The sequence below is a fragment of the Salmonella sp. SAL4457 genome (assembly GCF_046548235.1).
GTDB lineage: Bacteria > Pseudomonadota > Gammaproteobacteria > Enterobacterales > Enterobacteriaceae > Salmonella > Salmonella enterica.
Map to the genome: position 1 here is coordinate 1 of NZ_JBGDZO010000019.1, position 844 is coordinate 844.

The following is an 844-nucleotide window of genomic DNA, read 5'->3' on the forward strand; positions in this document are numbered from 1 at the left end:
CGGTACTGGTTCACTATCGGTCAGTCAGTAGTATTTAGCCTTGGAGGATGGTCCCCCCATGTTCAGACAAAGTTTCTCGTGCTCCGTCCTACTCGATTTCACTTCAAAGATCCTTTCGCGTACGGGGCTATCACCCACTATGGCCGCACTTTCCAGAGCGTTCCGCTAAAATCAATGAAGCTTAAGGGCTAATCCCCGTTCGCTCGCCACTACTAAGGGAATCTCGGTTGATTTCTTTTCCTCAGGGTACTTAGATGTTTCAGTTCCCCTGGTTCGCCTCTTGCACCTATGGATTCAGTACAAGATACCTAGGTTATCCTAGGTGGGTTCCCCCATTCAGAGATCTCCGGATCAAAGTCTGTTTGCCGACTCCCCGAAGCTTTTCGCAGGCTACCACGTCTTTCATCGCCTCTGACTGCCAAGGCATCCACCGTATGCGCTTCTTCACTTGACCATATAACCCCAAGCAATCTGGTTATACTGTGAAGACGACATTCGCCGAAAATTCGCGCTTGAACTCGCAAATTTTACCTTGACTTGAATGATCACCAGTGAAAGAGATCATTCAGTCTTACTTCTATCACATACCCGAATTTTTAAAGAACAGTTCTGGTGCAAAGACCAGAAATCAATGTTCATTCACGAACATTCATTTCTGAGCTTTCGACGATTGTTTTAGATGGTGGAGCCAAGGAGGATCGAACTCCTGACCTCCTGCGTGCAAAGCAGGCGCTCTCCCAGCTGAGCTATGGCCCCGTATCGGATCACGCAGCACACCAACAATTGGTGGGTCTGGGCAGATTCGAACTGCCGACCTCACCCTTATCAGGGGTGCGCTCTAACC

Annotated in this window: 1 tRNA gene and 1 rRNA gene; both read right to left on the minus strand. The window is 49.1% G+C overall.

The window, feature by feature from the left end:
- Window positions 1-454: ribosomal RNA gene (locus ACLJNW_RS22975) — 23S ribosomal RNA — on the minus strand; the annotation flags it as partial.
- A 226-nt stretch (window positions 455-680) separates the two neighbouring features.
- Window positions 681-756 (minus strand) — tRNA-Ala (locus ACLJNW_RS22980).
- Window positions 757-844 lie beyond the last annotated feature (88 nt).